This window comes from Amycolatopsis sp. NPDC004378 (assembly GCF_053602455.1).
The window spans coordinates 93,656-118,239 of sequence record NZ_JBSGDR010000016.1; the positions used below are offsets into that span (position 1 = coordinate 93,656).

Annotated in this window: 21 protein-coding genes; 16 read left to right on the forward strand and 5 right to left on the reverse strand. The window is 73.7% G+C overall.

The features are described 5' to 3' along the window. Positions 1–31: 31 nt before the first annotated feature. The 5 genes from ACWEN0_RS35395 to ACWEN0_RS35415 all read left to right on the forward strand — a co-directional run bounded on the left by ACWEN0_RS35395 (position 32) and on the right by ACWEN0_RS35415 (position 7,517). Positions 32–1,534, forward strand: coding sequence for a tannase/feruloyl esterase family alpha/beta hydrolase (locus tag ACWEN0_RS35395; RefSeq protein WP_451983887.1), 1,503 nt, complete (start codon positions 32–34; stop codon positions 1,532–1,534). 24 nt (positions 1,535–1,558) lie between these two features. Continuing rightward, on the forward strand, positions 1,559–1,888 hold the full coding sequence (locus ACWEN0_RS35400) for a Sec-independent protein translocase TatB (protein WP_451983681.1): 330 nt from the start codon (positions 1,559–1,561) through the stop codon (positions 1,886–1,888). Between the two features lie 104 nt (positions 1,889–1,992). Continuing rightward, positions 1,993–2,241, forward strand: coding sequence for a hypothetical protein (locus tag ACWEN0_RS35405; RefSeq protein WP_451983683.1), 249 nt, complete (start codon positions 1,993–1,995; stop codon positions 2,239–2,241). After that, complete coding sequence (locus tag ACWEN0_RS35410; protein ID WP_451983685.1) at positions 2,238–3,506, forward strand: FtsW/RodA/SpoVE family cell cycle protein; 1,269 nt, start codon at positions 2,238–2,240, stop codon at positions 3,504–3,506. Before ACWEN0_RS35405 ends, ACWEN0_RS35410 begins: the two co-directional genes overlap by 4 nt. A gap of 207 nt (positions 3,507–3,713) precedes the next feature. Next, positions 3,714–7,517 (forward strand): Pls/PosA family non-ribosomal peptide synthetase, encoded by a 3,804-nt coding sequence (locus ACWEN0_RS35415; RefSeq protein WP_451983687.1) that lies wholly within the window; start codon positions 3,714–3,716, stop codon positions 7,515–7,517. 25 nt (positions 7,518–7,542) lie between these two features. On the opposite strand, the gene ACWEN0_RS35420 is transcribed toward ACWEN0_RS35415, so the two are convergent. Then, the gene (locus tag ACWEN0_RS35420) at positions 7,543–8,784 is read right to left on the reverse strand and encodes a response regulator transcription factor (RefSeq protein WP_451983689.1); all 1,242 of its coding nucleotides are present in this window, start codon (positions 8,782–8,784) and stop codon (positions 7,543–7,545) included. Positions 8,785–8,919: 135 nt separating this feature from the next. On the opposite strand from ACWEN0_RS35420, the gene ACWEN0_RS35425 reads away from it, so the two are divergent. Further along, the gene (locus tag ACWEN0_RS35425; RefSeq protein WP_451983691.1) at positions 8,920–10,005 is read left to right on the forward strand and encodes an S-(hydroxymethyl)mycothiol dehydrogenase; all 1,086 of its coding nucleotides are present in this window, start codon (positions 8,920–8,922) and stop codon (positions 10,003–10,005) included. Next, positions 10,002–10,625: an MBL fold metallo-hydrolase gene (locus ACWEN0_RS35430; protein WP_451983693.1), complete on the forward strand. Its 624-nt coding sequence runs from the start codon at positions 10,002–10,004 to the stop codon at positions 10,623–10,625. The genes ACWEN0_RS35425 and ACWEN0_RS35430 overlap by 4 nt, the downstream gene beginning before the upstream one ends. 4 nt (positions 10,626–10,629) lie before the next feature. Here ACWEN0_RS35430 and ACWEN0_RS35435 read toward each other — a convergent pair whose 3' ends face one another. Further along, positions 10,630–11,361 carry an ANTAR domain-containing protein gene (locus ACWEN0_RS35435; RefSeq protein WP_451983695.1) on the reverse strand — a complete coding sequence of 244 codons (732 nt, stop codon included), beginning with the start codon at positions 11,359–11,361 and terminating at the stop codon, positions 10,630–10,632. Positions 11,362–11,579: 218 nt separating this feature from the next. Next, complete coding sequence (locus tag ACWEN0_RS35440; RefSeq protein ID WP_451983697.1) at positions 11,580–11,969, reverse strand: HPF/RaiA family ribosome-associated protein; 390 nt, start codon at positions 11,967–11,969, stop codon at positions 11,580–11,582. Positions 11,970–12,266: 297 nt separating this feature from the next. Here ACWEN0_RS35440 and ACWEN0_RS35445 point away from each other — a divergent pair, with 297 nt between their 5' ends. Genes ACWEN0_RS35445 through ACWEN0_RS35475 form a run of 7 tightly spaced genes read left to right on the forward strand, consistent with a single transcriptional unit; the run spans position 12,267 to position 19,267 of the window. Next, positions 12,267–13,076, forward strand: coding sequence for an endo alpha-1,4 polygalactosaminidase (locus tag ACWEN0_RS35445; protein ID WP_451983699.1), 810 nt, complete (start codon positions 12,267–12,269; stop codon positions 13,074–13,076). Beyond that, positions 13,076–14,344 carry an ABC transporter substrate-binding protein gene (locus ACWEN0_RS35450; RefSeq protein WP_451983701.1) on the forward strand — a complete coding sequence of 423 codons (1,269 nt, stop codon included), beginning with the start codon at positions 13,076–13,078 and terminating at the stop codon, positions 14,342–14,344. The genes ACWEN0_RS35445 and ACWEN0_RS35450 overlap by 1 nt, the downstream gene beginning before the upstream one ends. 9 nt (positions 14,345–14,353) lie before the next feature. Beyond that, on the forward strand, positions 14,354–15,256 hold the full coding sequence (locus ACWEN0_RS35455) for a carbohydrate ABC transporter permease (protein WP_451983703.1): 903 nt from the start codon (positions 14,354–14,356) through the stop codon (positions 15,254–15,256). Further along, positions 15,253–16,125: a carbohydrate ABC transporter permease gene (locus ACWEN0_RS35460; RefSeq protein WP_451983705.1), complete on the forward strand. Its 873-nt coding sequence runs from the start codon at positions 15,253–15,255 to the stop codon at positions 16,123–16,125. Before ACWEN0_RS35455 ends, ACWEN0_RS35460 begins: the two co-directional genes overlap by 4 nt. A gap of 2 nt (positions 16,126–16,127) precedes the next feature. Next, entirely contained in the window at positions 16,128–17,066 is a 939-nt protein-coding gene (locus tag ACWEN0_RS35465; RefSeq protein ID WP_451983707.1) for a carbohydrate kinase family protein, read from the forward strand. Beyond that, positions 17,063–18,373 carry an alpha-galactosidase gene (melA, locus tag ACWEN0_RS35470; RefSeq protein ID WP_451983709.1) on the forward strand — a complete coding sequence of 437 codons (1,311 nt, stop codon included), beginning with the start codon at positions 17,063–17,065 and terminating at the stop codon, positions 18,371–18,373. The genes ACWEN0_RS35465 and melA overlap by 4 nt, the downstream gene beginning before the upstream one ends. 18 nt (positions 18,374–18,391) lie before the next feature. Next, positions 18,392–19,267 (forward strand): SIS domain-containing protein, encoded by an 876-nt coding sequence (locus ACWEN0_RS35475; protein ID WP_451983710.1) that lies wholly within the window; start codon positions 18,392–18,394, stop codon positions 19,265–19,267. Between the two features lie 7 nt (positions 19,268–19,274). On the opposite strand, the gene ACWEN0_RS35480 is transcribed toward ACWEN0_RS35475, so the two are convergent. Beyond that, a complete protein-coding gene (locus tag ACWEN0_RS35480; protein ID WP_451983712.1) occupies positions 19,275–19,556 on the reverse strand; it encodes a hypothetical protein in 282 nt (93 codons plus the stop codon). Continuing rightward, entirely contained in the window at positions 19,553–20,404 is an 852-nt protein-coding gene (locus ACWEN0_RS35485; protein ID WP_451983714.1) for a 3-hydroxybutyryl-CoA dehydrogenase, read from the reverse strand. The genes ACWEN0_RS35480 and ACWEN0_RS35485 overlap by 4 nt, the downstream gene beginning before the upstream one ends. A 107-nt stretch (positions 20,405–20,511) precedes the next feature. Between ACWEN0_RS35485 and ACWEN0_RS35490 the strand changes: the two genes are divergently transcribed. Beyond that, positions 20,512–21,156, forward strand: a complete 645-nt coding sequence (locus ACWEN0_RS35490; RefSeq protein ID WP_451983716.1) for a TetR/AcrR family transcriptional regulator — start codon at positions 20,512–20,514, stop codon at positions 21,154–21,156. 49 nt (positions 21,157–21,205) lie between these two features. After that, positions 21,206–24,580, forward strand: coding sequence for a TM0106 family RecB-like putative nuclease (locus ACWEN0_RS35495; protein WP_451983718.1), 3,375 nt, complete (start codon positions 21,206–21,208; stop codon positions 24,578–24,580). Positions 24,581–24,584: the final 4 nt, after the last annotated feature.

A 24,584-nucleotide genomic window follows, 5' to 3' on the forward strand; every position in this document is an offset into this window, starting at 1 on the left:
GCTGACCGGGACGGCGATCCCGGCGTCGGCGATGAGCCTGCCGACGACCGGCGGCCGCGTCACGGCGGCGACGGTCACGACCGGTACCGCGGGTACGTACTGCCAGGTCGACGCGGACCTGTTCCCGGTCGACCCGGCCGCGCCCGCCATCAAGATGCGCCTGGCGCTGCCGGTGGCGTGGAACCACAAGGCGCTGATGTTCGGTGGCGGCGGCTACAACGGCACCATCCCGGACCTGACGGCGAACGTGCCGTTCGGGCCCGCCGGCGCCCCGGTGCCGCTGGCCCGGGGGTACGCGACGTTCGCGAGCGACTCGGGGCACCAGCAGAACCCGGCGTCCCCGCCGTCCCCGCCGTCCCTGGACGGCTCGTTCGGCGCGAACGACGAAGCTCTGGTCAACTTCGCCGCCGGGGACGCGCTCAAGAAGACGCGGGACGCGAGCCTGTTCCTCATCCGGCGCGCCTACGCGGCCGACCCCGGCGAGGTCTACTTCGCGGGCGGGTCGACGGGCGGGCGCGAGGCGCTGATCGTGGCGCAGCGCTGGCCGGCCGCGTTCGACGGCGTGATCTCGGCCTACCCCGCCTGGAACAACCTCGCCGAGGTGCTGGACCTCGGTTACCTGGCCCAGGTGCTGTCGCGCCCGGGCGCGTTCCCCGGCCCGGACAAGCAGGCTCTCCTCTACACCAGCGTCGTCAACGCGTGTGACGGCTTGGACGGGGTCCGCGACAACGTCGTCTCCAACCCCGGTGGCTGCCGCTTCGACCCGCGCGTGCTGCGCTGCCCGGGCGGGGCGGACACCGGCCCGGCGTGCCTGTCGGACGCGCAGATCGGCGCGGTCGAAGCGATGTCGTCGCCGTTTCGGTGGCCGTACCGGGTCGCGAGCGGCGAAACGCAGTACCCGGGCTTCCCGTTCCTCTCGGGGGCGGACATGCGGACGCCGTTCCTCGGGTTCGGCACCACGGCCCCGGCCGACCCGATGCCGGTGACGAGCGGCTACGGGATGCAGTACTGGGACCAGTGGGTGAAGTACTTCCTGACCCGCGACCCCGGCTACCGCTCGCTCGACCTCGACCCCCGGCACCCGGGCAAGTGGCTCGACCGCATCAGCGCGCTGTCGTCGATCGAGGACCGCAACGACGCGGACCTGCGCCCGTTCGCCCGCGCGGGCGGCAAGCTGCTGCTGGTCCACGGCGCGGCGGACGAGCTGGTTTCGCCGTACTCGACGAGCGACTACTACACCCGGGTGCGTGCGGTGGCCGGCCCCCGCGCGACGGACGCGTTCATGCGCTACTACGTGGTCCCGGGCGCGAACCACGCGAACTTCGGAACCCCGGCGTTCACCGCGAGCTGGGACTCGCTCACGGTGCTGGAGCGGTGGGTCGAAAGTGGACGGTCGCCGGGGCCGCAGGTCGTGACCGACGTCAGCCACGGCCGGACGCGTCCGCTGTGCGAGTACCCGGGCTGGCCCCGGTACCGCTCGGGCGACCCGGACCGGGCGTCGAGCTTCACGTGCACCTCACTCAGCGTTCCCTAAGCGAAGGCGGGGTAGGTTCACCGCGTGTTCGGTCTGAGCCTGGAGCATGCGGTGATCCTGCTCGTCGCGGCGCTGTTCATCCTCGGCCCGGAACGGCTTCCGGGCGCGGTGAGCCAGGTCGCGCGGGCGGCGCGGCGCGCCCGTGAGTTCGCCGCCGGTGCCCAGCGGCAGCTGGAGGCCGAGCTGGGCCCGGAGTTCGAGCAGCTGCGCAAGCCGCTGCAGGACCTCCGGGCCCTGCGTGACTTCGACCCCCGGGCGGCGTTGCGGAGCCACCTGCTGGACGACCGGCCGGCGTCGCCGGCTCCCCGGCTGTCCCCCGGTGAGCGGCCGCCGGTCGACGTCGACGCCACCTGAGCGGGCTCCGGTCCGATGAGGACAGTCCCTTGTGGTGTGACCGGCGTGCGGGGTGGTGGCGCGTTCTCAGCGTCTTGCCAGCCGCCGGGAGCTAGCGTCGCCTCGTGTCGCTCCCCGAAGCCGGCCGGCCGATCGCGGTCCTGTTCGGCGACCCGTCGGACCTGAACTCGTTCCGGCCCTGCGCCGTGCTGCCGCCCGAACGCCTGACGCGGTTCTTCGCGGGCGTGACCTACCGGGCTCCCGGCCGCTGCCACGTCGTCGTCGAGGTGCGCTCGGGCTGGGCCGATCCGTGCGGTGAAGCCGACACGTTCGCCGGGGTCGTCCTCGATGCCCAAGGGAGCCGGACGCCGTGACCACACGTACCCGGGAACGGGTGTCCCGCGTCGCCGCGGTGCGGGAGGGGCTCGTCGGCTGGCTGGCGCGGCCGCTCGCGTCGTTCCACCTCGTGCTGGCGCTCACCGGGATCCTCACCCTGGTCGGGGTGGTGATGGTGCTGAGCGCGTCGTCGGTCTCCTCCTACGACCCGCGCACGGGCGGCGGGCAGTACGGGCTGTTCGCCAAGCACGTCACCTACGTCGCCGCGGGCGCGCTCGTGTTCTGGCTCGCGCTGCGGGCGCCGGTCCGGCGGATCCGGGCGCTCGGGAGCCCGGCGATGGTCGGGTCCCTGGTCATGCTGGTGCTCGTGCTCACCCCGGCCGGGTCCAGCGGCGGCGGTGCGCAACGCTGGTTCGTGATCGCCGGGCAGTCGGTGCAGCCGATCGAGTTCGCCAAACTGTCGCTCGCCCTGTGGGGTGCGCACGTCCTGGTCGCGAAGGAGCACCTGCTGCACCGGTGGCGGCACCTGCTGGTCCCGGTCGTGCCGGTGGCACTGCTGATGTTCGCGCTGGTGATGGCCCAGCCCAACCTCAGCGGCACGATCACCCTGGGCATCGTCGTGCTCGGGCTGCTGTGGTTCGCGGGCATCCCCGCCCGGCTGTTCGCGGCGCTGCTGCTGGGGGCGGGCGGCGGGTTCACCGTGCTGGCCCTGACCGCGGGCTACCGGCTCGCGCGGGTCCTGTCGTTCTTTTCCGCCACGCCCGACACGACGGCCGAGTCATACCAGACGAACCAGGCGTTGTACGCGCTCGCCGACGGCGGGATATTCGGCCGGGGCCTGGGCCAGGGCAGTGCGAACTGGGGTTATCTTCCCGGCGTCGAAAACGACTTCATCTTCGCCTTCCTCGGTGAAGAGCTCGGATTCGTCGGTTGTGCCGGGGTGATCGCGCTCTACGCGGGCGTGGCGGTGGTCGGGACGCGGATCGCCCGCCGCAACCTCGACCCGTGGATCCGGGTGGTCGCCGGCACGCTCACGCTGCTGGTGGTCGCCCAGGCCGCGATCAACATCGGCTACGTCGTCGGCCTGCTGCCGGTCACCGGCGTGACGCTGCCGCTGATCTCCTACGGCGGTTCGTCGCTGCTGGTCACGATGGCCGTCTTCGGCCTGCTGGCCAACTTCGCCCGCAACGAGCCGCAAGCCGTGGCCGCCCTGCGCGGCCTCGGCCCGGGCCGGTTCGGGTCGCTCCTGCACCTGCCGGCGCCCGCACCCTATCTGCCGCGACGGTTGCGCCGATTTCGCTGAACCACCCGAAAAGGTGAACAGTGTGCGATTTCTGTGAAACGCGGCAGGCAATTTCAAGAATGGGTAAACCAAGATTGGTCCCGTGATTCCCGGTTCGCCCGTTGTGTACTGAGAGAACGCTGAGATCGTGGTGGGAATCACCTGCGCAGTGCGGTGCGCGCTGCCATTCTGGGCCTCGATTCCTTTCGCGCATTCCAGGAGCAGTTCATGACGCCTTCGGTGGCGGCCGGGTTCCGGCCGGTCACGTCTTCGCGGTTCTCCGGCGGCCCGGCCGCGCCGCCGCGCACGCTGCTCGACGTGTTCGCCTCGACGGTGGCGGCGCACCCGGACGCGCCCGCGCTCGACGACGGCACCGGGGTGCTGGACTACCGCGCGCTCGCGGACCGGGCGGAGAGACTCGCGCGGAAACTCCGCGCCCACGGGGTGGGTCCGGGCGACCGGGTCGGGCTGTCGGTGCCGTCCGGGACCGCCGACCTGTACGCGGGGGTGCTCGGCGTCCTGGCCGCGGGCGCGGCCTACGTCCCGGTCGACGTCGACGAGCCGCCCGAGCGCGCCGCGGTGGTGTTCGCCGAGGCGGGCGTGTGCGCGGTCGTCGTCGGCGGTCTCGCCGTGCACGCCTGCGCGCCCGCGCGGGGCGAATCGGCGCCACCCGCGCCCGGCGACGACGCCTGGATCATCTTCACCTCCGGCTCCACCGGGACGCCGAAGGGCGTGGCCGTGACGCACCGCGCGGCGGCGGCGTTCGTCGACGCCGAGGCCGGGCTGTTCCTCCGGGAGCGGCCGCTCGGCCCGGGGGACCGGGTGCTGGCGGGCCTGTCGGTGGGCTTCGACGCGTCGTGCGAAGAGATGTGGCTGGCCTGGCGCCACGGCGCATGCCTGGTGCCGGCGCCGCGGGCGGTCGTGCGGTCCGGTCCCGACCTCGGGCCGTGGCTCGCCGGGCGCGGCATCACGGCCGTGTCCACAGTGCCGAGCCTGGCCGCGCTGTGGGAACCGCGTGCGCTGGGCGGGGTCCGGCTGCTGATCTTCGGCGGCGAGGCCTGCCCGGCGGAGCTGGCCGAGCGGTTCGACGAGGGCGGCCGCGAGGTCTGGAACACCTACGGCCCGACCGAGGCGACGGTCGTCAGCACGGCGACGCGGCTTCGCGCGGGCGAGCCGGTCCGGATCGGGCTTCCGCTGGCCGGCTGGGACGTCGCCGTCGTGGGCCGGGACGGCGAGCCGGTCGCGCCGGGGGAGACCGGCGAACTGGTGATCGCCGGGGCCGGGCTGGCCCGCTACCTGGACCCGGTCAAGGACGCGAAGGCGTACGCGCCCCTGCCCGCGCTCGGCTGGGACCGCGCCTACCGCAGCGGCGACCTGGTCCGCGCGGAGCCCGACGGGCTCGTCTTCGCCGGCCGCGCCGACGGTCAGGTCAAGATCGGCGGCCGCCGCATCGAGCTCGGCGAGGTCGAAGCCGCCCTGCTGGACCTGCCCGGGGTCGCCGCCGCGGCCGCCACGGTGCACCACGGCACCGTCCTCGCCGGCTACCTGCGGCTCGACCGGCCGGAGCGGCCGTTCGACGTGGCCGCCGCCCGCGCCCGCGTGGCCCGGCGCCTGCCGCACGGCCTGGTCCCGGTGCTGGCCGTGCTCCCCGAGCTGCCGCTGACCCCGGCCGGGAAGATCGACCGGCGGGCCCTGCCCTGGCCGTTGCCCGCGGCGGGCCCGGACGGCCCGGCCGACCCGGACGACGACGTCGCCTGGATCGCGGGCCACTGGCGTGACCTGCTCGGCGTCCACCCCGGGCCCGCGTCGGACTTCTTCGCCCTGGGCGGCACCAGCCTCGCCGCCGCCCGGCTGGTCTCCGCGTTGCGTGCCCGGTACCCGCACGCCGCGATCGGTGACGTCTACCGGAACCCGACCCTGGCCGCGCTCACCGCGGTGCTGTCGCGTGTGGACGGTGCCAGGCCGGCGCCGCTCCCGCCGGTGCGCCCGCTGTCGCGGAGCGCCGCGTTCGCGCGGACGGCCGTGTTCGCCTCGGCCGCCTGGGTCACCGGAGCGCGCTGGCTGCTGGCCGTGCTGGTGTCCACCGCCGTGTTCGACGTGCTCTTCGGCGGTCCGGCGGTGACCCCGGCGCACTGGCTGCTGCTGGCGGCCGGGTTTCTGCTGCTGGTCTCGACGCCGGGCCGGGTCGGGCTCGCCGTCGCCGGAGCGCGGCTGCTCACCGCCGGGCTGCGCCCGGGGGAGTACCCCAAGGGCGGGTGGACGCACCTGCGGCTGTGGGCCGCGGAACGGGTGGCCGCGCTCGCCGGGGTCGGCGGACTGCCCGGGACGGCGTGGAACGCCGGGTACGCCCGGCTGCTGGGCAACCGGGTCGGGGCCGGCACCGACCTGCACGCGTCGCCGCCGGTCACCGGCCTCGGCACGTTCGGCGCGGGCTGCGCGGTCGAGCCCGGTGCCGATCTGGCCGGCTGGCACGTCGAGGGGGCGGTGGTCCGGATCGGCCGGATCGAGGTGGGCCCCGGCGCGACCGTCGGCGCGCGGGCCACGGTGCTGCCCGGCGCCGTCGTCGGAGCCGGGGCCGTCGTCGAACCCGGCACGTGCGTGTCGGGCAGCGTTCCCGGCGCGCCGTCACGGCCGGCCCCCGCGCCGCGGTCACGGTGGTGGGCCGCGGCCTACACCGCGACGCCGGTGATCACCGGCCTGGTCCTGCTCGCCGCGGTGCTGCCGGCCGCGGTCGTGTCCGCCTGGCTCGGCACGACCGGCGCGGGCTCGACGAGGTGGTGGCTGGTGCCGGTGCTCGGCCCGGCGACCCTGGTGCTCGTCGCGGCGTCGACGGCCGGGATGACCCGGTTCGCGGGCCGCTGGGTGCGCGAAGGCGTCCACCCGGTGCACAGCCGCGCCGCGTGGGCCGCCTGGCTGACCGAGCAGCTCGCTTCGTCGGCGCGGCAGAACCTGTTCCCGCTGTACGCGAGCCTGGCCACGCCCGGCTGGCTGCGGCTGCTGGGCGCGAAGATCGGCCGGGGCACCGAAGCGTCCACTGTGGCCGGTGTGCCCCGGCTGATGGCCGTCGGTTCCGGGAGCTTCCTCGCCGACGACAGCCTGGTCGCGCCCTACCGGCTGCGGGCGGGACACCTCCGGTGCGCGGTCGCGACCGTGGGGGACCGGGCCTTCGTCGGAAACTCGGCCGAGGTCGCACCCGGGCACGTCGTGCCGTCGGGCTCGTTGATCGGTGTGCTGTCCCAGGCGCCGCGCGAGGCCGGTGAAGGCACGTCCTGGCTCGGCCGCCCGGCGCTGCGCATCCCCCGGCAGCCGGTGTCCGCCGACCCCGCCCGGACCAGCGCACCGGCGGGCCGGCTGGTCCGGGCGCGCGCGGCCGTCGAACTGGCCCGCCTCGTCCCGGTCTCGCTCGGCGGCTGCCTCGCCTACGCCGTTTTCGTGGCGCTGGCGCGGATCGACGCCCGGGCGGGGCTGGGCTGGACGGTCGCGTGGTCCGGGCCGGTCCTGCTCGCGGCCGGGCTGGTCGCCGGCCTCCTGGCGGTCGCGGCGAAGTGGCTGCTGCAGGGCCGGGTGAAGCCCGGCAGGCACCCGCTGTGGAGCGGGTTCGTGTGGCGCAACGAGCTGGTGGCCGTGTTCCACGAAGAGCTCGCGATGCGGTGGCTCGGCGGCGGGGCCGTCGGCACCCCGGTGCACACGGCGTTGCTGCGCGCGTACGGCGCGAAGGTCGGCCGCGGTGTGGTGTGCGAGACGAAGTGGCTGCCGGAGCCGGACCTGGTCACGCTCGGGGACGGCGCCGTCGTCGACCGCGGCTGCGTCGTGCAGACCCACCTCTTCCAGGACCGGGTCCTGCAGCTGGGCCCGGTCACGCTCGGCGCGGGCGCGACGCTCGGCCCGCACGCGATCACGCTGTTCGACACCACTCTGGGGCCCGGCTGCGCGCTGGGCGCCGGTTCCCTGGTGATGCGCGGAGAACACATCCCGGACGGGCGCCGCTTCCACGGCAACCCGGCCGAACCCGAACCGGCCCGCCGCCGTTGATTCCGGCCGGCGGGACCGGCCGTCGTCAGCTCGCCGTGATGCCCGACGCCATCGCGAGAGCCGCCGCTTCGCCGCGCGAGCCGACGTCGAGCTTCTTCAGCACGCCGGCCACGTGGAACTTCACCGTGCTCTCGGCGATGCCGAGCGCTGCCGCGATCGCCTTGTTGCGCCGGCCGCGGGCCACCAGCCGCAGGACGTCGAGCTCGCGGGGGTTCAGGTCGCCGAGGGCCGCCTCCTCGGGGCGGTCCGGCCCGCGCTCGAGCGGCACCTCGACGGTGACCCGGCTGCCCCAGCCCGGGACCGCGTCGATCTCGACCGCGGCGCCGAGGGTCTTCGCACGGCCCTCCAGCTGCGCGCGCAGGCTGGCCGCGTCGAGCTGACCGGACTCGCGGTCGCGGATGTCGAGACGCAGCGTCGTTTCACCGCTCGCCCAGGCGATCCGGAGGCGGGTCAGGTCCGGCTGCGCGGTGAAGGCGAGCACCGCGGTGCACGTCATCGCCCGGGCGGCGTGGGCGATCTCGCCCGGCAGCGGCCGCCCGTCCTTCGCCGGCCCGGCGAACTCCGGGTCCGCGTCGTGGTGCCGCAGCAGCTGCCGCACCTCGCGGCGCAGCCGGGTGAACGCGGCCTGCGCCGGTTCTTCGGAATGGGCGAGGTCCGCCTGCTGCGCCGAGCGCAGGGCCAGGAGCGCGGCCGACGCGGAATCGGTCGCGGCGAGGCGCGCGCGGTGGTCGTCCAGCCGGCCGGAGCGCAGGGTGGTGAGGATCGTGGCGAGCGCGGCTTCGTGCGCGGCGGCCATCTCCGCGATCGTGCGCGCGCGTTCGCTGGAGGCCGCGCGGGACTCGGCGAGGTAGTCGGGGCTCGCCTGCGTGACCTGCTGGCGGATGGACGTCGCGACGAGGCCGAAGAGCGCGGCCAGCGCCTCCGGCCGCGGGAAGCGGGTGCGGCCGGCGCGCGGCACGAGCACCAGCAGCGTGCCGGCCGGGTCGAGGACGGCCCACACCGGCCGCGCGGCGCCGCCGAGGGTGGCGGTCGCCGCCCGCTGCCGGCCGGGTTCGAGCAGCGCCTTGACCGCCTCGAGCTCGGCGATGGTGACCTTGTCCGTGATCGCCCGGTCGCCGGTGACCTTGCGGGGCCGGCCGGTGCACTCCAGGGTGAAGATGACCAGCGCCCGGTGCGGCCAGTCGTCGGCGAGCAGCCGCGAGAACCGGCCGGCGATGTCGCGCAGCGGCCCGTCGACGACCTCGCGCAGGGCGGTCAGGGTCTCCATCCGGCCAGCTTAACCCGGCCGGAAGACGAGGTTCGCCCCGTCATCCGGTCAGGTCGCGGCTGAGCCGGCCGGGCTTACCCTCGCGGGAGGCATGCGGTGTCGTGCATGCCTTTTCACGAGCGGAGGAAGCCAGGAATGCCACAGCAGGTGCGCGGGGTCATCGCCCGGTCGAAGGGTGCTCCGGTCGAGCTGACGGACATCGTGATCCCGGACCCGGGCCCCGGCGAGGTGGTCGTGGACATCGCGGCCTGCGGGGTCTGCCACACCGACCTGACCTACCGCGACGGCGGCATCAACGACGAGTTCCCGTTCCTGCTCGGCCACGAGGCCGCCGGGACGGTCGAGAGCGTCGGCGAAGGCGTCACCACCGTGCAGCCGGGGGACTACGTCGTGCTGAACTGGCGTGCCGTGTGCGGGCAGTGCCGGGCGTGCCGGCGCGGGCGTCCGCAGTACTGCTTCGACACCTTCAACGCGTCGCGGAAGATGACGCTGACCGACGGCACCGAGCTGACCCCGGCCCTGGGCATCGGCGCGTTCGCGGACAAGACGCTCGTCCACGCGGGGCAGTGCACGAAGGTCGACCCGGCCGTGGACCCCGCGGTGGCGGGCCTGCTCGGCTGCGGCGTGATGGCCGGCCTCGGCGCGGCGGTCAACACCGGCGGCGTCGGCCGCGGCGACTCGGTGGCGGTCATCGGCTGCGGCGGCGTCGGCGACGCGGCCATCGCGGGTGCGCGGCTGGCCGGCGCGACCACGATCATCGCCGTCGACCGCGACGAGCGGAAGCTCGCGTGGGCGAAGGACCTCGGCGCCACGCACACCGTCGACGCCTCGGGCACCGACGCGGTCGCCGCGATCCAGGAGCTGACCGGCGGCTTCGGCGCGGACGTCGTCATCGACGCGGTCGGCCGCCCGGAAACGTGGAAGCAGGCGTTCTACGCCCGCGACCTCGCCGGGACGGTGGTGCTCGTCGGCGTCCCGACGCCGGACATGCGCCTGGAGATGCCGCTGCTGGACTTCTTCTCCCGCGGCGGCGCGCTGAAGTCGTCCTGGTACGGCGACTGCCTGCCCGAGCGCGACTTCCCGATGCTGATCGACCTGCACCGGCAGGGCCGCCTGCCGCTGGAGAAGTTCGTCACCGAGCGCATCACGCTCGACGACGTCGAGAAGGCGTTCCACACCATGCACGAGGGCGAAGTGCTGCGTTCGGTGGTCGTCCTGTGACGCGCATCGACCGGGTCGTGACGTCCGGGGTGTTCGCGCTGGACGGCGGCACCTGGGCGGTCGACAACAACATCTGGCTGGTCGGCGACGACCACGAGGTCGTGGTCGTCGACGCGGCCCACGACGAGAAGGCGATCACCGAGGCGGTCGGCGGCCGCACGGTGGTCGCGGTGGTGTGCACGCACGGGCACAACGACCACGTGACGGTCGCTCCGCAGCTGGGGGAGCACCTCGGCGCGCCGGTCCTGCTGCACCCGGCCGACCGGGAGCTGTGGGAGACGACCCACCCCGGCCGCGGGTTCCGGAGCGCCGAGGACGGCGAGCGGATCGCCGTCGCGGGCACGTCGCTGGAGGTCGTCCACACCCCGGGCCACTCGCCGGGCTCGATCTGCCTGCACCTGCCGGAGGCGAAGGCGCTGTTCTCGGGGGACACGCTGTTCGCCGGCGGCCCCGGCGCGACCGGACGGTCCTTCTCGAGCTTCCCGGCGATCATCGGATCGATCCGCGACCGGCTGTTCGCGCTGCCCGAGGACACCCGCGTCCACACCGGCCACGGTGACGGCACCACGATCGGGGCCGAGGCACCGCACCTGGCCGAGTGGATCGCCCGCGGGCACTAGCGAGTCACCGGCCCGCATCCGGCGTCGACACGGTCTTGACGAAGTTTTCGGCGATTTCGCGCAGTTTCGTGTTGGTCTGCTGGGACTGGGTGATCAGCCGCCGCATGGCGTCGTCGGCGTCGATGCGGTGGATGGCCATCAGCATGCCCTTGGCCTGTTCGATCACCGCGCGGGAGCTCATGGCCGTGGTGAGGTGTTCGCACTGCTCGGCGGCGCGGCGGTACCTGCGCGCGCTGCGCAGGCCGAACGCGACGAGCGTGGTGTAGACGCTGATCAGGTGGGACTCGGTGGCGGCGAAGCCGTGGTCGCCGAAGCCGAACAGGTTCAGCGCGCCGGTGAGCGTGTCGTCGACCCACAGCGGCGCGGCCAGGTAGCTGCCGACGCCGAGGGACGTGGCGTGGCGGGTGAACTCCGGCCACTCGCCGGCCGCGGCGGGCATGGACATCCGGACGACGTCACCGGACGCGGCCGCGCGCAGGCAGGGGCCGTCACCGGCCTCGTACTGACCCCGGTCGATGTCGACCGCGCGGGGGTCGGAGTGCGCGACGGTGTCGGGCTCGCCGTGGTGGATGGCGGTGATGCTCGCCATGTCGGCGTCGGGGAACGCCCGGACCGCCTCGGTGACGATGGTGTCGAGGACGCTCTGTTCACCCTCGTCGCCTTCGAGCGACTCGGTGAGGGCTTTCGCCGCGTCGCTGAGCTCGTCGAACGCGCGGGGGACGGCTGGTTCGGGCATGGTCGCTCCGTTTCTCCACTACCGGCTACGGGGAGGCCTGGTCCGGCCTCCGGCCACCGCTGTGGGCTCAACGGATCCGCGAGCAGCCTAGCTGCCGGGCCCGGCATGTTTCAGGCGGAGCGGCCCGGGCACCCCGTGCGCAGATCTGGATCTCCGCGCGCAGGGTGACGGGTCGAGGCCCCTCTGCTTCAAGCACGTGGCAGGGGGGCCGATCCCGTTCAGGCCCCCGGTTCGTCCTCGAGGACGCCGACCGGCTCCGGCTCTTCCGGTGCCGGCATGTGGCGGATGCTGTCGCTGCCCTTGTGGTCGTGGGCGCGGGAGTACCGGGAATCGAGCACCCGCCCCAGTTTCTGCGCCGCCCCGGCGTACGCGTCGTCCACCGTGGCCGCGTGGTGCGTGACCGCCACCGGCTGCTTGCCACCGGGCCGCGCCTCGATCACGCACTTCTTGTCTTCCGGCTTGCCGCCGCCGTCCTCGCTGAGGTGCACCTCCACCCGGGTCAACCACCCGCCGAACCGGGACAAGCCGCTCTCCAGGTCGGTGGTCACGTAAGCGGCCAGCCGTTCGCCGCCGTGGACGTTGTGGTCGGTGTTGACCTGGATCTGCACGAGCACCCTCCTCAGGGGGACAACGATGATCCCGGTCAGTACCCACGAAGGCCGCCGGCTCAAACCGGCCGGCCGGGATGCGCGATGTTGCCCCTTTGGCCGACTTTGGGTTCACTATCGAGCACTTGACATGCCTGGTGTTGCTCGCTTTACTGCTGGACAACGTCGGAACGGACGCCCGACGTCAGAGGTACGCCCAGCCGGTATGTCGGCCTTCGCCGCGAGCCCGGACTGAGTCGCCAGGACGCGCACGTGGTCCGAGGCGGGGTCGTGCCCACCAACATCCGGAGTTCGAGGATGCCCTCTTCCCGCGTTCAGTTCCTCACCGGCGCCGCTTTCGCCGCCGTCGTCATGGCCGGTACCGCCTGCTCGGCTTCCGCGGCGCCGGAAACCCGGGCCGCCGTGACGCCTCCGCCGGCCAAGGCCGGGTTCGACTACCAGATCGGCGGGGCCTACACCCCGGCGCCGGAGGTCAAGGTCGTCAGCCGCGACCACACCGCCGCGCCCGCCGCCGGGCTCTACAACATCTGCTACGTCAACGCTTTCCAGGCGCAGCCCGGCGCCGAGGGGGAGTGGGGCGACCTGCTCCTGCGCGACGCCGACGGCACCGTCGTCGTCGACGAAGACTGGAACGAGGCGCTGCTCGACCTGCGGACCGCCGACAAGCGCCAGCGCGTCGCCACGAAGGTCAACGCTTGGGTGGACGACTGCGCCGCCAAGGGCTACCAGGCGATCGAGCCCGACAACTACGACAGTTACACGCGCTCGCAAGGACTTCTGTCCGACACCGACGCCCAGGCCTACATCCGCCTGCTGTCCGCGCACGCCCACGCGAAGGGCCTCGCCACCGCGCAGAAGAACACCTCCGAACTCGCCGGGCAGCGCCAGGCGAACGGGCTCGACTTCGCCGTCGCCGAAGAATGCGGCGAGCAGAACAACTGCGGCGAGTACACGCCCGCGTTCGGCGACCACGTGATCGTCATCGAGTACACCGACCAGGGCCTGGCGAACGCCTGCCGCCGTTGGGGCGGGCAGCTCAGCATCGTGCGCCGGGACCACGACGTCCTGCCGAAGGGCGAAGCCGGCTACGTCCGCAAGACCTGCTGATGGACCGGCGGGGTTTCCTGCGCGGCGCCGGCGGGCTGGCGCTCGGCGCGGCCGTGGCCGGCTGCGGGTCCGCCACGGCCGGCCACGGCGGCCCGGTCACCGTCGAGGTGTGGCACGGCCAGACCGACACCGGCAAGAAGGTCCTCGACGCGCTCGTCGCCGACTTCCACCGGACCCACCCGGGCATCCGGATCGACCTCGGCGGCGGCGTGCTCGCCGACGCGATGCTGCAGAAGGTCACCGCGGCGCTCGCGTCGGGGTCCTTCCCGGACATCGCCTACGTCTTCGGCTCGGACCTGGCCAGCGTGGCGCGCAGCCCGCAGGTCGTCGACGTCACCGACCTCGTCGACGCCGGCCCCGGCTTCTGGGCGCCGGCCCGCGAGGCGGTCACCGTCAACGGCCGCGTGCGCGCGGTCCCGGCGCTGCTCGACTCGCTGGCCGTGGTGTGCAACAAGGCGTTGTTCGAGAAGGCCGGGATCCCGCTGCCCGCGGCGGGCTGGACCTGGGCCGACTTCGTCGCCACCGCTCGGAAACTCACCGATCCGGCCGACGGCACCTTCGGCACCGCCTGGCCCGCCACCGGCGACGAAGACACCGTCTGGCGGATCTGGCCGATGGTCTGGGACCTCGGCGGGGACGTCATCGGCGCGGGCGGGCGCGGCATCGGGTTCGCCGACCAGGGCGTGCGGGCCCTGGAGGTGGTGCGCGACCTCGCCGCGGCGAAGGCCGTCTACCTCGACCCGAAGACCGGCAGCGAGCAGATGTACCAGGCGTTCGAGGCCGGGCACATCGGCATGGTCCCGACCGGGCCGTGGCAGCTGCCGGACATCACCGATGCCGGGATCGATTACGCGGTCGTGCCGCTGCCGAGCTTCAGCGGCCGCCCGGTGACGATCTCCGGCCCGGACACCTGGACGTTGTTCGACAACGGCGAGGAGCGCGCCCGAGCGGCGCGCACGTTCCTGTCGTGGCTGGTGGACCCGGCCCAGGACGTCCGCTGGGACGACGGTGCGGGCAGCCTCCCGCTGAGCCGGCAGACCAACGCACTGCTCGCGTGGCAAGGGAAAACCGCCGAGACACCGGGCTTGCCGGTGTTCGTGGCCGCGCTCGACCACGCCCGCGTCCGGCCGGTGCACCCGGCCTACCCCCAGGTGTCGGCCGCCGTCGGCACCGCGATCGTCGCCGTGCTGCTCGGCCGGGCCACCCCGGCCGACGCGCTGCGCGACTGCGCCGCGGCCGCGAACGCCGCCCTGATCATTCCGCGATAGGGAGCCGCCATGCCCGGATTGCCGAGGCCTTTCACCATCACCCGGCGCCACCGCGAAACCGCGGCCGCGTGGGCCTACGTCTCGCCCGCCGTGCTCATCATCGTCGGCCTCGGAGTGGTGCCCGTGGCCTGGTCGCTGCTGCTGTCCTTCCAGGCCGACGACCTCGTCACGCCCAGCCGGTTCGTCGGGCCGGACAACTACGCGGCGCTGGCCCAGGACCCGCACTTCGCGCAGGCCGTCGGCAACACGATCCTGTACACCGTCCTCTACGTCCCGCTCAGCATCTTCTTCGGCTTCCTGCTGGCGCAGGCGCTGAACCGGCGCATCCGGCTGGTGGGGGTGTACCGGACGCTCGTGTTCGTCCCGTTCGTGCTGTCGGCGACGGCCCAGGGCGTGCTGTTCTCGTTCATCCTCGACCCGCAGTTCGGCGCCGCGAACTCGCTCCTGCACCACCTCGGTGTGTCCCCGCAGGGGTTTCTGACCGACCCCGCGCAGGCCCTGCTGGTGCTGGTCGGCATCACGTTGTGGAGCGGCACCGGGTTCTGCGTCGTGGTGTACCTTGCCGCGCTGCAGGACGTCCCGCCGGAGCTGGTCGAGGCCGCGCGGCTGGACGGCGCGGGCACCTGGCGCGTGCTGCGGCACGTGACGCTGCCCGCGGTCGCCCCCGTGACGGCGTTCCTGGTGCTGTGGCAGCTGATCACGTCGTTGCAGGTGTTCGACCTGGTCTACGTGACGACCAAGGGCGGCCCGCTCGGCTCCACCACCGTGATCGTCTACTTCGTCTGGGAGCAGGCGTTCAAGAACTTCACCGCCGGCTACGGCGCGGCGGCGGCCTACGTGCTGGCGCTGGCGCTGCTCGCGGTCGTCGTCGCCGTGCGCTGGGTGCGCCGTCCGCGGAAGGCGCTGCGGTGACCGCCCGGATCGGCAGCGTGCCCGCGCCGCGCACGCTGCCCGCCCTGCGCCGCCCGCGGCTGCCGTTCAGCCCGTGGCACCTGCTGCTCGTCCCGCTCGCGCTGGTGTTCGCCGCGCCGCTGGTCTGGCTGCTGCTCAGTTCCGTGATGAGCAACGCCGAGATCAACCGGTTCCCGCCCGCGCTGTGGCCGTCCCATGTGGACTTCGCGGGTTACCGGTACGTCTTCGAGAACGCGTTGTTCGTGCGCTGGTTCACGAATTCGCTGATCGTGTCGGCGGTGACCGTGGTGTCGAACCTGCTGTTCGGCGCGCTCGGCGGCTACGCGTTCGCGCGGCTGCGGTTCGCCGGCTCGCGGGCCCTGCTCGCGCTGATGGTCGCGACGATGGCGATCCCGTTCCAGCTCACCATGATCCCGACGTTCCTGGTGATGAAGGAGCTCGGCCTGATCGACAGCCTGGGCGCGCTCATCGTGCCGTCGCTGGTGACGCCGTTCGCCGTGTTCCTGCTGCGCCAGTTCTTCCTGTCGCTGCCGCGGGAACTCGAGGAAGCCGCCTGGATCGACGGGTGCTCGCGGCTGCGGGTGCTGTTCACGATCGTGCTGCCCCTGTCGCGGCCCGCGCTGAGCACGGTGGCCGTGCTGACGTTCCTGAGCACGTGGAACGACCTGACCTGGCCGCTGATCGCCGTCAACCACGACACGGTCTACACGCTGCAGCTGGGGCTCACCACGTTCCAGGGCCAGCACCACACGAACTGGGCCGCGGTGATGGCCGGCAACGTGATCACCGTGCTGCCGGTGCTGCTCGCCTTCCTCGGCGCGCAGAAGACGTTCATCCAGTCCATCACCTCCAGCGGACTCAAAGGCTGACGATGCCCCGATTCGACCTGCTCGTGGTCGGGGACGCCAACCCCGACGTGATCGTCGGTCCACTTCGGACCGATCTGGTGTTCGGCCAGCGGGAGCAGCTCGCGCCGTCGGGCACGCTCGCCCTCGGCGGCTCCGGCGCCATCACCGCCGCCGGCGCCGCCCGGCTGGGGCTGACGGTCGCCATCGCCGGGCGTGTCGGCGACGACGCCGGCGGCCGGTTCGTCCGCGCCGCCCTCGAAGAACGCGGCGTCGACACGGGGGCGCTGCGGACCGACCCGGACCTGCCGACGCCGTTGACGACCGTGCTGACCCGCGACGGCGACCGCGCGATCGTCACCGCCCCCGGCACCCTCGCCACGACGACCGCGGCCGACGTGCCGCCGGAGCTGCTGGCCGCCGCCCGGCACGTCCACGCGTCGTCGTACTTCCTGCTGCCGAAACTCGCTCCCGAACTTCCGGCCCTGCTGCGGACGGCCCGCGCGCACGGCGCGACGACGTCGGTCGACACCAACGACGACCCGTCCGGCCGCTGGGCCGTCGGAAACCTGCTGGCGTCGACCGGCTACCTGCTTCCCAACGCCGCGGAGGCCGTCCGGCTGGCGGGGGTCCGCGGCTCGCGCGAGGCCGCCGCGGTGCTCGCCGCCCGCGGGCCGGTCGTGGTGGTCAAGGACGGCGCCGACGGCGCTTTCGCCTGCCACGACGGCGAATTCGCCTTCGCGCCCGGAATCCCGGCCGAGGCGGTCGACACCGTCGGCGCCGGGGACAGCTTCAACGCCGGCTTCCTCGCCGGCGTCCTGGCCGGGCTGCCGCTCGCGACGGCGCTGCGCTGCGGCGTCGTCTGCGGCGGCCACTCCGTGCGCCGCCGCGGCGGCACGGCCGGCCAGGCCACGTGGGACGACGTCCTCGTCCACCTCGAACGCACCGGATCGGACCGCGCATGACCGCCCCCAAGATCACCTTCGTCGGCGCTGGGAGCGTCGTGTTCACCCAAGGCCTGCTGGCCGACCTCTTCGCCTATCCGGAGCTCGACGGCGTGCACGTCGCCCTGCACGACATCGACGAGCAGCGGCTGGCGACCGCGCTCGCGGCGGCCCGGCGGATCGCCGGCGTGCGCGGCGTGAAGCCGGTGCTGACCGCGCACGCGGACCGCCGGGAAGCCCTGGCCGGCGCGGACTTCGTCGTGAACATGGTCCAGATCGGCCTGCGCGAGGCGACCCGCGTCGACTTCGAGGTCCCAGCTCGCTACGGCCTGCGCCAGACCATCGGCGACACCCTCGGCGTCGGCGGGATCTTCCGCGCGCTGCGGACGTTCCCGTTCCTCGCCGGGCTGGGCCGCGACATCGCCGACGTCTGCCCCGGCGCGTGGCTGCTCAACTACACGAACCCGATGGCGATGAACGTCCAGTACCTGGCGGAGGTGACCGGGCTGACCCGGGTCGTCGGGCTCTGCCACTCGGTGTACTGGACCGTGCACGGGCTCGCGGAGCTGGTCGGCGTGCCGTTCGAGGAGGTCGCCTACGTCGCCGCGGGCGTCAACCACCAGGCCTGGGTGCTGCGCCTCGAACATCGGGGCAGCGACCTGTACCCACGGTTGGCGGAGCTGGCCGCGACCGACGCGGAGCTGCGGCGGCGCGTCCGGTTCGACATGTTCCGGCGGCTCGGCTATTACCCGACCGAGACCAGCGAGCACTCCGCCGAGTACGTCCCCTGGTACCTCGGGCACGACAGCGAGGTCGAGCGCCTGCGGCTGCCGATCGGCGCCTACCTGGACATCGTCGCGGAGAACGAAGCCGAGTACGAACGCACGCGCCACGCGATCGCGGCCGGCGAACCGCTGCCCGTCGAGGGCACGAACGAGTACGCGCCGCAGATCATCCACAGCCTGGTCACCGGCACGCCGCGCACGGTGTACGGCAACGTCGTCAACCGGGGCCTGATCGAGAACCTGCCGTCCGGCGGCGTGGTCGAGGTGCCGTGCCTGGTCGACGGCACGGGTGTCCGCCCGACCCGGATCGGCGCGCTGCCGCCGCAGCTCGCCGCGCTGAACCGGACGTACCTGAGCGTCAACGACCTGGTCGTCCGCGCGGCGATCGAAGACGACCCGCGCCACATCCGCCACGCCGCGATGACCGACCCGGCCACCGCGGCCGCGCTGCCGGTCGAGCGGATCTGGGACCTGTGCGACGACCTCGTCCGCGCCCACGGCGACCGCCTCCAGCCCGCCCTCCGCGCCGTCCTCGGCCACTGAAACCCCTCTGGGAGAACGATGTCCTACACGCTCGACGAGATCACCAGCCAGCCCGCCTGCTGGGCGCGCGTCCTGGAGGAATTGCCGGCGCACGCGCCCGCGCTGCCGGAACCGGGGGAGCGCGTCGCGGTGATCGGCTGCGGCACGTCGCTGTTCATGGCCCAGAGCTACGCGGCTCTGCGCGAAGGCGCGGGCCAGGGCCTGACCGACGTCTTCGCGGCCTCGGAGGCGAAGCTCGACCGCGCGTACGACCGGGTCCTGGCGATGACCCGCTCCGGCACGACAACCGAGATCCTGACGGCGCTCGCCCGCGCCCGCACCCGGATCACGACGATCACCGCGGTGGCGGATTCACCGGCGGCCCGCGCGTCCGACGACGTCGTCTGCCTGCCGTACGCGGACGAGCGTTCGGTGGTGCAGACCCGGTTCCCGACCACGCAACTGCTGCTCTTGCGGGCCCACCTGGGTCTTCCGGTCGAGCGTGCGCTGGCGGACGTCACGCGGGCGCTGACCGAGCCGCTCGACCCGTCGCTGCTGGCGGCGTCGCAGATTTCGTTCCTGGGCGAGGACTGGCACGTGGGCTTGGCGAACGAGGCGGCGCTGAAGGTCCGCGAGGCCGCGGCCTGGTGGACGGAGTCGTACTCGGCGATGGAGTACCGCCACGGCCCGATCGCGGTCGCGGCCCCGGGGCGAGCGGTCTGGAGCCTGGCACCCCTCGGCGATGATCTGGCCGGCCGCATCTCGGCGGCGGGGAGCTATCTGCGGCAGGGGACGGTTGACCCGTTGGCGGAGCTGGTGGTGGTCCAGCGGCTGGCGGTCGCGCTGGCGGAGCGGGAAGGCCGCGACCCGGACCGGCCCGCCCACCTGACGCGCTCGGTGGTCTTGGCGAGCTAGCGCGAGCTCAGCCGGCCGCTTTCGGCCACCGGGCGGAGCGGCTGCCGGGCCGGGAGAGGGCAGCGGCGTCCCAGTCGCGGGCGTCGAGCCTGCGTGGTGCCTCGCGGGTCCGCCGGACCGGCGGATGGCCGCGCTTGACGAGGGTGGCGTGGTAGCAGGGGCCGCAGGCGGGCACGTGCGCCGGGCTTCCCGGCAGCTGCACCGTTTTCCCGGGCTCGGCGACCCCCGTGCAGATCTGGTGCCGGTGGCCGGCCGGGGCGCAGAGGCACCCGCACTCGGTGCCCGTCACGGCCGGTCGTAGGTGTGGAAGCCGCGGCCGGTCTTGCGGCCGAGCAGGCCGGCGTCGACCATGCGGGCCAGCAGCGGCGGGGGCGCGTAGAGCGGCTCCTTGAACTCTTCGTACAGCGACTCGGCGACGGCCTTGGTGGTGTCGAGACCGATCAGGTCGGCGAGGGCCAGCGGGCCCTGCGGGTGGGCGGCGCCGCGGACCAGGCCTTCGTCGATGGCTTCGCGGGTGGCGAAGCCGGACTCGAGCATGCGGATCGCGGCGAGGATGAACGGGATCAGCAGCGCGTTGACCACGAACCCGGCGCGGTCCTGGCAGAGGATGGCCTGCTTGCCGAGCGCGTCCTGGGCGAAGGCCCGGGCGCGGTCGACGGTGGCGTCCGCGGTGAGCAGGCTGGGCACCAGCTCGACCAGCGGGAGCACCGGGACGGGGTTGAAGAAGTGCACGCCCACGACCTGGGCCGGGCGCTCGGTCGCGGTGCCCAGCTTCATGATCGGGATGGAGGAGGTGTTCGACGCCAGCACCGCGTCCGGCGCGGCGACGATCTTGTCGAGCTGGCGGAACAGCTCCGTCTTGACCCCTTCGTCCTCGACGATCGCCTCGACCACGAAGGTGCGGTCGGCCAGGTCGTCGAGGGCGTCGGTGACGCGGATCCGGCGCAGGACCTCGGCGGCGGCCGGGATCTTGCCCTTCTTCTCCGCGCGGTTCAGCGAGGCTTCGAGGCGACGGCGGCCGTCGTCCGCGCGGGCGGGGTCCGATTCGACGACCACCACGTCCAGGCCGGCCCGGGCGCACACCTCGGCGATCCCCGCACCCATCTGCCCGCACCCGACCACGCCCACGCGTTCCATCGCCGCCACCTCTCTGGGACTTGATACCGTGTGGACGGTACTCAGTACCGAGGAGTAGGTGTGCCGGGTATGACGACCGCCACGCCCGCGGCCGGGAGGAGAACCGGGTGGCAGCCAAGGATCGACTGGTCGAGGCGGCGTTCGCGTTGTTCGCCGAGCGGGGCTACGACCAGACGACGATCGAGGACATCACCGAGCGTGCCGGCGTCGGCCGCACGACCTTCTTCCGCGCCTTCCGGACGAAGGAAGACGTGATCTTCCCCGACCACGAAGTCCTCCTCCAGGCCGTCGAGGCCCGGCTGGCCGGCTCGACCGACCGGACCGCGTTGATCGCGGTCGCCGAAGGCGCCCGGCTCGTCCTGCGGCACTACCTGGCCGAAGGGGAGCGGGCGGTGACCCGCTACCGGCTGACGCGCAGCGTCCCGGCCCTGCGGGACCGCGAAATCGCGGGAGTGCAGCAGTACCACCGGTTGTTCGGCCGGTTCCTGCACCGCTGGATGGGCGGCGGCGAGGAGACGGCGTTGCGGGCGGAGCTGATGGCGGGCGCGGTCGTCACGGCGCACAACCACGTGCTGCGCCGGTGGTTGCGCGGGCAGGCGAGCGATCCGGAGCGGGAGTTCGACACGGCGATGACGTCGACCGTGGACCTGTTCACACGCCCCGAGGAGGACGACGGGACGTCGGTCGTGGTCGTCCGGACGAAGAAGGACCTCGCCGCCCTCCTCCCGGAGCTGAACCGGGTGCTGGGCTGAGCGGCGTGTTGCTCCGACCGGGTGCATCGCCGTGTAAGACTGCCTGGCGATGCTCACCCCAGCCGATCTCGCCGACCTGCTCGAATGCGAACACCGCAGCCTCTTGAACCAGGCCGTGGACCTGCCCGGCGCGCCGCGGCCGGCCGCCGATCCGGCGGCCGGGCGGCGGGGGCGTGCGGCCGCCCAGGCGATGCTGGCCCGGCTGCGCGGCGAAGGCCACGACGTCTTCGAGATCGACGCCGAGGACCCCGTCGCCGCCGCGGAAACCACCGCAGCAGCCCTGTGGTCGGGCGCGGCGGTGATTCACCGGGCCGTCCTGCACGGCGACGGTTTCTCCGGCACCGCGGACTTCCTGATCCAAGACGGCGAAGGCCGTTACGAGGTCCACGACGCGGAGCCGGCCCGGCAGGCGAAGCCCGCGGCGGTGGTGCGGCTGGTCGCGTTCGCGGACGAGCTGCGCCGGGCGGGCTGGCCGACCGGCCCGCATGTGCACCTGCGCCTGGGCGACGGCGGCACCCGGACGTTGCGCGTGGACGACTTCCGGCCCTTGGTCGACCGGCTCCGGGCGCGGCTGCGCGACCGCCCGACGGCGCCGCCGACGCCGCTGTGGGCCGACGAACGCCCGGCCTGCGCCGGCTGCGGGTACGCCCGCCACTGCGCGTCGGCCCGCGAAGCCGACCGCGACCTGCTGCTCGTCGCCGGGATGCGCGGCGACCAGCGCCGCAAGCTGGCCGCCGCCGGGCTGGGCTCCATCGACGCGCTCGCCGCGGCGACGCCGGGCGACCGGCCGCGGGACCTGTCGGTCACCTCGTTCACCGCCCTGCGGGCGCAAGCCGCGCTGCAGGTGCGGCAGGACGCCACCGGCGAAGTCAGCTACGAGGTCGTCGATCCCGGCGCCCTGGCCGCGCTGCCGACGCCCGCGGAAGGCGACGTCTTCGCCGACCTCGCCGGGGATCCGCACGCGCTGGCGGGCGAAGGGCTGGAGTTCCTCTTCGGTGCACTCACCCCCGGCGACGAGCGGCGGTTCACGCCGTTCTGGGCGCACAGCCGGGCGCAGGAGAAGCAGGCTTTCGAGGAGTTCGTGGACTTCGCCGCCGCGCGGGTCGCCGAGCACCCCGGCTCGCACGTCTACCACTACGGGCCGTACGAGGTCACCGCGATCAAGCGGCTGGCCGCCGTGCACGGGACCCGCGAGGAGACCGTCGACCAGCTGCTGCGCGGGGGCGCGCTGGTGGACCTGCACACCGTGGTGCGCAAGGCGTTGCGCGTCTCGCAGCGGGCCTACGGGCTCCGGCAGCTCGAGCCGCTCTACCGGCCCGGTACGCGCGAGGGCGACGCGAAGACCGCGCTTTCGGACGTCGAGGCGTACGAGGAGTACCTCCTGCTCGCGCGGTCCGCCGAGCCGGGGCGCGCGGACGAGGTCCTGCGCGGCATCGCCGGCGAGAGCGAAGAGGACTGCGTCTCGGCGCTGCGGCTGCTCGAGTTCCTGCACCAGGTGCGGGCCGACGCGGGCATCGAACTCGCGGCCCCGGCGGAGGAATCGCCCGAAGACGCGCTGCTGCGCCAGGCCGAAGAGGACGTCGCCGCCGAGCGCCGGGCCGAACGCGCCGCCCGGCTGGCCGCGCTGGTCGACCCGCTGCTCGACGGCCTGCCGGACGACCCGGCCGGGTTCACCGCCGACGAGCGGGCCCGCGCGCTGCTCGCCGCGGCGGTCGGCTACCACCGCCGCGAGACGAACCCCGCGTGGTGGGAGTACTTCCGGCAGCTGGCCGCCCCGCTCGGCGACCTCGAGGTCGACACCTCGTGCACGGTGCCGGTGTCCCTGGAAGCGGGGGAGTGGGTCCCGCCGGCCGGGCGCGTCCGCACGGCGAAGCGGACCCTGGTCCTGGCGTGCGACCCGGACCGGCCGCACCCGTTCGCGCCGGGCGACGAGGTGCGGCTGCGCTACGACGGCGTCACCCGGGACGCCAAGGTCGCCTCCGCGTCGGCGGTGGAGCTGACGCTGGAGGAGAGCTGCCCGCCCGACGCCACCACCGCCGACCGGCCGTCCGCGGTGCTGCCCGGCAGCCCGGTGCGGCCGTCGCCCAAGGACGAGGCGGTCGCCGACCTCGCGCAGCTGGTCGTCGACGCGCTCCCGGTGCTGCCGCGCCACCCCGGCGTCGACCTGCTCCGGCGGACCCCGCCACGGCTGCGCGGCGGAGCGGCCCTGCCGGAGCCGGGCGGAGACCTGATCGCCGCGGTGATCGACGCCGTCGAAGCCCTCGACGGCTCGACGCTCGCGGTCCAGGGACCGCCGGGGGCGGGCAAGACGTTCCTGGCCGGGAAGCTGATCGCGCGGCTCGTGCGGGCCGGGCACACCGTCGCCGTCACCTCGACCAGCCACAAGGCCGTGGAAAACGTGCTCAGCGCGGCGAAGAAGAGCGCGCCCGGGCTGCCGTGCGCCAAGCGCGCGAAGCGGACGCCGGACCCGGACGCGCCGTGGGAACAGCCGAAGAGCAACCCGGCGCTGGTGAAGTGGCGGGAAGAGCACGGCACCGGGCACCTCGTCGGCGGCACGGCGTGGACGTTCGCCAACGCCGCGATCCGGGAGGAACCCTTCGACCTGCTGATCATCGACGAGGCCGGCCAGTTCGCCCTCGCCGACGCGCTGGCGGTGTCGACGTGCGCGAAGAACCTCCTGCTGCTCGGCGATCCTCAGCAGCTCCCGCAGGTCGTGCAGGGGACGCACCCGGCGGGCGCGGAAGCGTCGGCGCTGGGCCACCTGATCGGCGAGGCCGACATCATGCCGGCCGACCTCGGCTACTTCCTCGACGAGACGCGGCGCATGCACCCCGCGGTGTGCGAGCCGGTGTCGAAGCTGTCCTACGCCGGCCGCCTGCACGCCCACGCGTCGGCCGCCGAGCGCGCGCTCGAGGACGTCCCGGCCGGGCTCTACCTGGCCGAGGTCGACCACCACGGCAACACGACCCGCTCGGTGGAGGAGGCCGCGGCGGTCGTCGACATCGTCACGGCCCTGGTCGGTCGCATGTGGACGGACCACGGCGTCTCCCGGGCGCTGGCCGACACCGACATCGTCGTCGTGGCGCCGTACAACCTGCAGGCGCGCACGGTGACCCGGGCCTTGGAAGGCGCCGGGTTCCCGGGCGTGCGGGTCGGCACGGTCGACCGCTTCCAGGGCCAGGAAGCGCCGGTGGTGATCACGACCATGACGTCGTCCTCGGCCGTCGACCTGCCCCGCGGCCTCGACTTCCTGTTGTCCCGCAACCGGTTGAACGTCGCCCTGTCGCGGGCGCAGGTCCTGGCGGTCCTGGTGTGCTCGGCCAAGCTGGTGGAAGCGGACATCCGCACGGTCGACCAGATGCGGCTGGTGGCGGGCATGATCGGCCTGCTGGGTGGCGCGCGGCCCTGGCCCGCCGGGCGTTGAGACC

Excerpts from the sequence above, each read along its gene's own strand:
- ACWEN0_RS35395 (WP_451983887.1), top strand. The coding sequence starts at position 32 with ATGAGCCTGCCGACGACCGGCGGCCGCGTCACGGCGGCGACGGTCACG.
- ACWEN0_RS35415 (WP_451983687.1), top strand. The coding sequence starts at position 3,714 with ATGACGCCTTCGGTGGCGGCCGGGTTCCGGCCGGTCACGTCTTCGCGG.
- ACWEN0_RS35420 (WP_451983689.1), bottom strand. The coding sequence starts at position 8,784 with ATGGAGACCCTGACCGCCCTGCGCGAGGTCGTCGACGGGCCGCTGCGC.
- ACWEN0_RS35425 (WP_451983691.1), top strand. The coding sequence starts at position 8,920 with ATGCCACAGCAGGTGCGCGGGGTCATCGCCCGGTCGAAGGGTGCTCCG.
- ACWEN0_RS35435 (WP_451983695.1), bottom strand. The coding sequence starts at position 11,361 with ATGCCCGAACCAGCCGTCCCCCGCGCGTTCGACGAGCTCAGCGACGCG.
- ACWEN0_RS35445 (WP_451983699.1), top strand. The coding sequence starts at position 12,267 with ATGCCCTCTTCCCGCGTTCAGTTCCTCACCGGCGCCGCTTTCGCCGCC.
- ACWEN0_RS35450 (WP_451983701.1), top strand. The coding sequence starts at position 13,076 with ATGGACCGGCGGGGTTTCCTGCGCGGCGCCGGCGGGCTGGCGCTCGGC.
- ACWEN0_RS35455 (WP_451983703.1), top strand. The coding sequence starts at position 14,354 with ATGCCCGGATTGCCGAGGCCTTTCACCATCACCCGGCGCCACCGCGAA.
- ACWEN0_RS35465 (WP_451983707.1), top strand. The coding sequence starts at position 16,128 with ATGCCCCGATTCGACCTGCTCGTGGTCGGGGACGCCAACCCCGACGTG.
- melA (WP_451983709.1), top strand. The coding sequence starts at position 17,063 with ATGACCGCCCCCAAGATCACCTTCGTCGGCGCTGGGAGCGTCGTGTTC.
- ACWEN0_RS35475 (WP_451983710.1), top strand. The coding sequence starts at position 18,392 with ATGTCCTACACGCTCGACGAGATCACCAGCCAGCCCGCCTGCTGGGCG.
- ACWEN0_RS35485 (WP_451983714.1), bottom strand. The coding sequence starts at position 20,404 with ATGGAACGCGTGGGCGTGGTCGGGTGCGGGCAGATGGGTGCGGGGATC.
- ACWEN0_RS35495 (WP_451983718.1), top strand. The coding sequence starts at position 21,206 with ATGCTCACCCCAGCCGATCTCGCCGACCTGCTCGAATGCGAACACCGC.